The sequence below is a fragment of the Sphingomonas albertensis genome (genome assembly GCF_014358075.1).
In the GTDB taxonomy this organism is placed as follows: domain Bacteria; phylum Pseudomonadota; class Alphaproteobacteria; order Sphingomonadales; family Sphingomonadaceae; genus Sphingomonas; species Sphingomonas albertensis.
Window position 1 is genome coordinate 1 of the sequence record NZ_JACONT010000077.1, and the last position, 4,417, is coordinate 4,417.

A 4,417-nucleotide genomic window follows, 5' to 3' on the forward strand; every position below is an offset into this window, starting at 1 on the left:
GTTGTTTTGTGCGGGCGGGCCGGGCCGCGCACACCCACTACCCCTCATCCGACGCTACCGCGCCACCTTCTCCCCGTGGGGGAGAAGGATTAGAGCCACCTCATGATTAGCAGGCGTGAGATTTTAGTCGGCGGCGGCGCGGGGATCGGGCTCGTCGTCGCCTGGGGGCTATGGCCACGCAGCTACGCGCCGAACCTCGTCGCCAACCCCGGCGAAACCCCGTTCGGCGCGTGGCTCAAGATCGGCATCGACGGCCACGTCACCGTCGCCGTCCCGCAGGTCGAGCACGGCCAGGGCGTCTACACGACCCTTCCCCAGATCGTCGCCGACGAACTCGGCGCGGACTGGCGCACGATCGGCGTCGAGCCCGCCCCGCTCAATCCGCTCTACGCCAACCCGCTCGGCACGCACGACCTGTTCGAAGGCCTGTTCGACCGCCTCCCGGACGGCATCGTACAGCCACCGATGCTCACCGGCGGATCGAGTTCGATCCGGATGTTCGAACAAGCCTGTCGCGAGGCCGGTGCAGGCGCCCGCGCGCTGCTCTGCATGGCAGCGGCCAAACGCTGGGACGCCGACTGGACCCAGGTTAACGCCGAGGCCGGTTTTTGCACATACCAAGCCAAGCGCATCCGCTTCGCCGAACTCGCCGAGGAGGCCGCAAAGTTCACGCTCCCCGATCCCCTCCCGCTCGGCATCCAGGGCGCGGGCAAGCTCGTCGGCAAGTCCATCCCCCGCCTCGACACGCCCTCGAAGGTCGACGGTTCGGCCAACTTCGCCGGCGACGTACGCCTCGCCGACATGGTCCACGCCGCGATCCGCCAGGGTCCGGTCGGCGGTCGCCTGACCAGGGTCGACCGCGCCGCTGCCGATCGCATCCGCGGCGTGCTTTCGGTCATCGAGAACCCGCGCTGGGTGGCCGCAGTCGCGACGACAGGGTGGGCGGCACAAAAGGCGCTCGACGCGCTCGCGCCACGGTTCGAGAACGACGCCCCGCTCCCGGACACAGAGTCGATCGACGCGGCCCTGGACGCCGCGCTCGCGCGTCCCGGCATTCGGATGGCGGAGACCGGAGACATCGCCGCGACGTTCCAGGGCGCCAAGCTCGTCACCGCGACCTACCGCGCCGGTCTCGGCCTGCACGCAGCGATCGAGACCCGCAGCGCGACCGCCTCCTTCTCGAACGGGCGCCTCGAACTCTGGCTCGCCACGCAAGCGCCGGGGCTCGCACGATCAGCAGCGGCGCACGCGGCGGACCTCAGCGAGGATGCGGTCGTCGTCCACCCGATGTTGATCGGCGGATCGTTCGGCGCAGCACTCGAACACGACGTCGCCGAGCAAGCCGCCGTCCTCGCGGTCAAGCTCCGCCGCCCGGTCAGCCTCGTCTGGTCGCGCGGCGAGGACTCGCTCCACGACCATTACCGCGCACCCGCGATCGCGAAGATGGCCGCACGCCTCGCCCCCAACGGCGCGATCATGGGCTGGAGCGCGACCATCGCCACCCCCTCCACCGGCGCCGAAATGGCACGCCGCCTGATGCCGGGGCTCGCCACCGAAGCCGCACTGATCGGCACCAAGGGCGACCGCTACGCCGTGGCCGGCGCAACGCCTGCCTACCGCATCCCCGCTTGTGCGATCGACCACCACCCTGCCGAGATCGGCATCCCGACCGGCCACCTCCGCGGCGGCGCACACGGCTACACCGCGTTCTTCACCGAATGCTTCCTCGACGAACTCGCACGCGCGGCCCAGTCCGAACCGATGTCGTTCCGCATCGGCATGCTGGGTGGCGCACCACGACTCGCCCGCTGCCTGTCGACCGCCGCGGCACTCGGCGGCTGGAACGGTGGCGTCGCCGGCAGTGGCCAGGGCATCGCAGCCCACGCGTTCCGAGGCAGCTACATCGCTGTGATGGCGGAGGCGCATATGGGTGCGGACCAGCGGCCAGTGGTCGACCGCCTCGTCGCCGCGGTTGATTGCGGCGCCCAGATCAACCCCGACATCGTCCGCCAGCAGATCGAGGGCGGTCTGATCTTCGGCATGGCCTCCGCACTCGGAGCCTCCACCGGCTTCACCCGCGGCCTCGCCGACGCGCGCGGGTTCGACACGATCGCGCTGCCCCGCCTCGCAGACACGCCCGACATCACCGTCGAGCTGATCCGCAGCGAGGAAGCCCCCGGCGGGGTCAGCGAACTCGGCGTTCCCGCGGTCGCGCCGGCGATTGCCAACGCGCTCTATGCGTCAACAGGCTTCCGCATCCGCAATTTGCCTTTAAGACCAGAGTCATGACCCTGCCTCCCGATCACCCCCCGATTCCCAAGCCCCGCATCGGCGTGTTGCTGATGAACCTCGGCACGCCCGACGGCCCCGATGCGAAATCGGTGAAGCGCTATCTCGGCGAGTTCCTGTCCGATTCGCGCGTCGTCGAGATCCCGCAGATCGCGTGGCAGCCGATCCTGCGCGGCATCATCCTCAACACCCGCCCGAAAAAATCCGCGCACGCCTATGCGCAGGTCTGGCGCGAGGACGGCTCGCCGCTCGCCGCGATCACCCGGTTGCAGGCGGCCGCGTTGAAGGATTCGTTCGGGCCGGAAGTGCTGGTCGACTGGGCGATGCGCTACGGCAATCCGTCGATTTCGGACCGGCTGACGGCGATGAAGGCGGCGGGGTGCGAGCGCATCCTACTCGCGCCGCTCTACCCGCAATATTGCGCAGCAACGACCGCGACCGCGAACGACAAGGCGTTCAAGCATCTAGCTGGCCTGCGCTGGCAACCGGCGATCCGCACGTTGCCGCCATATTATGACGACGCGCTCTATATCGACGCGCTGAAGGACTCGCTCGAGGAGGGGCTCTCCGCGCTTGATTTCACGCCCGATGCGATCGTCGCCAGCTTCCACGGGATGCCGAAGCGGACGTTGCAGCAGGGCGATCCCTATCACTGCCACTGCCAGAAGACCGCACGGTTGCTCGGCGAGCGCATGGGGCGCGAGTTGACGATCGCGTTCCAGTCACGGTTCGGGCCGCAGAAGTGGCTGGGGCCGGCGACCGACGAGACGCTCGTCGCGCTCGCCAAGGCGGGCAAGACCAAAGTCGCGATCTTCGCGCCGGGCTTCTCCGCCGATTGCCTGGAGACGCTGGAGGAACTGTCGATCCGCGGGCGCGAGAGCTTCGAAGAGGCTGGCGGGACGCACTTCGCCTATCTCCCCTGCCTCAACGACAGCCCGGTCGGCGTGGAAATGTTGCGCAGCATTTTGGCGCGCGAGCTTGAAGGATGGGTGCGGGCTGGCTAGCCTTCGGCAAAACACTGAGGAGAGAGACTGATGGCACGCGTCGCAATTGTAACCGGTGGTACGCGCGGAATCGGCGAAGCGATCAGTCTCGCATTGCAGGACATGGGCCTGACCGTGGCGGCAACCTATGCCGGCAACGACGACCGCGCGCGCGAATTCACCGAGCGCACCGGGATCAAGGCGTACAAATGGGACGTCGCCGACTATGATGCGTGCCAGGCCGGCTGCACGCAGGTCGCCGCAGATCTGGGCGATGTCGATATCGTCGTGAACAACGCTGGCATCACCCGCGACGGCACCATCCTGAAGATGACGTACCAGGATTGGAAAGAGGTGATGGACACCAATCTTGGCGGTTGTTTCAACATGGCCAAGGCCGTCTTCCCCGGCATGCGCACGCGCAAATGGGGGCGGATCGTTAATATCGGCTCGATCAACGGCCAGGCCGGGCAATACGGCCAGGTGAATTACGCGGCCGCGAAGTCCGGCATCCACGGCTTTACGAAGGCCTTGGCGCAGGAGGGTGCCCGCGCCGGCGTGACGGTGAACGCGATCGCGCCGGGGTATATCGACACGGACATGGTGGCGGCGGTGCCGGCCGACGTGCTGGAGAAGATCGTCGCGAAAATCCCGGTCGGACGGCTGGGCCAAGCCACCGAGATCGCGCGCGGTGTGGCGTTTCTGTGCTCGGAGGAGGGCGGGTTCGTTACCGGTTCGACGTTGAGCATCAATGGCGGGCAGCACATGTACTGACGGGCGCAGGCGCGGCAACGTCCGCGCCGATGCCAGCAAGCGAAGCGAGCGGGCAGCGCCCAGCACGGCCGGCGGGTCGGCTAGGCCGAACCCGTCCGACGGCGGCTTTGCCAGCGGCGCTGAGTAGATGTCTACCGGATTACCGAGGACGGTCTTGCTTGATCCTGGGCCCCCGCCTTCGCGGGGGAACTAGCAAGGATAGCCCTGCTCGGACCAAAACCCGCAGCATCTACGGCGAACGAGGATGCCACCGCAAAACACCCAGCATCCTACTCCCTCTCCCCTCAGGGGAGAGGGTCGGGGTGAGGGGCAGTTCCAGGCGCAGCATTGCTTGGCTGGCCCACCACCAAACCAAAAACCCCGAGGGCTGG

The 4,417-nt window shown here is 67.7% G+C and carries 3 protein-coding genes; all 3 read left to right on the top strand.

Annotated elements, in window-relative coordinates:
- Positions 1 to 102: 102 nt before the first annotated feature.
- From H8S47_RS18570 to phbB, 3 genes are read left to right on the top strand one after another with little or no spacing between them, the layout of a single operon-like run.
- Positions 103 to 2,289: a xanthine dehydrogenase family protein molybdopterin-binding subunit gene (locus tag H8S47_RS18570; protein WP_187505249.1), complete on the top strand. Its 2,187-nt coding sequence runs from the start codon at positions 103 to 105 to the stop codon at positions 2,287 to 2,289.
- Positions 2,286 to 3,293, top strand: coding sequence for a ferrochelatase (gene hemH, locus H8S47_RS18575; protein ID WP_187505250.1), 1,008 nt, complete (start codon positions 2,286 to 2,288; stop codon positions 3,291 to 3,293). The genes H8S47_RS18570 and hemH overlap by 4 nt, the downstream gene beginning before the upstream one ends.
- A gap of 30 nt (positions 3,294 to 3,323) precedes the next feature.
- Positions 3,324 to 4,046 (top strand): acetoacetyl-CoA reductase, encoded by a 723-nt coding sequence (gene phbB / locus H8S47_RS18580; RefSeq protein WP_187505251.1) that lies wholly within the window; start codon positions 3,324 to 3,326, stop codon positions 4,044 to 4,046.
- Positions 4,047 to 4,417: the final 371 nt, after the last annotated feature.

Coding starts and splice junctions, on each gene's coding strand:
- H8S47_RS18570 (WP_187505249.1), top strand. CDS start 103: ATGATTAGCAGGCGTGAGATTTTAGTCGGCGGCGGCGCGGGGATCGGG.
- hemH (WP_187505250.1), top strand. CDS start 2,286: ATGACCCTGCCTCCCGATCACCCCCCGATTCCCAAGCCCCGCATCGGC.
- phbB (WP_187505251.1), top strand. CDS start 3,324: ATGGCACGCGTCGCAATTGTAACCGGTGGTACGCGCGGAATCGGCGAA.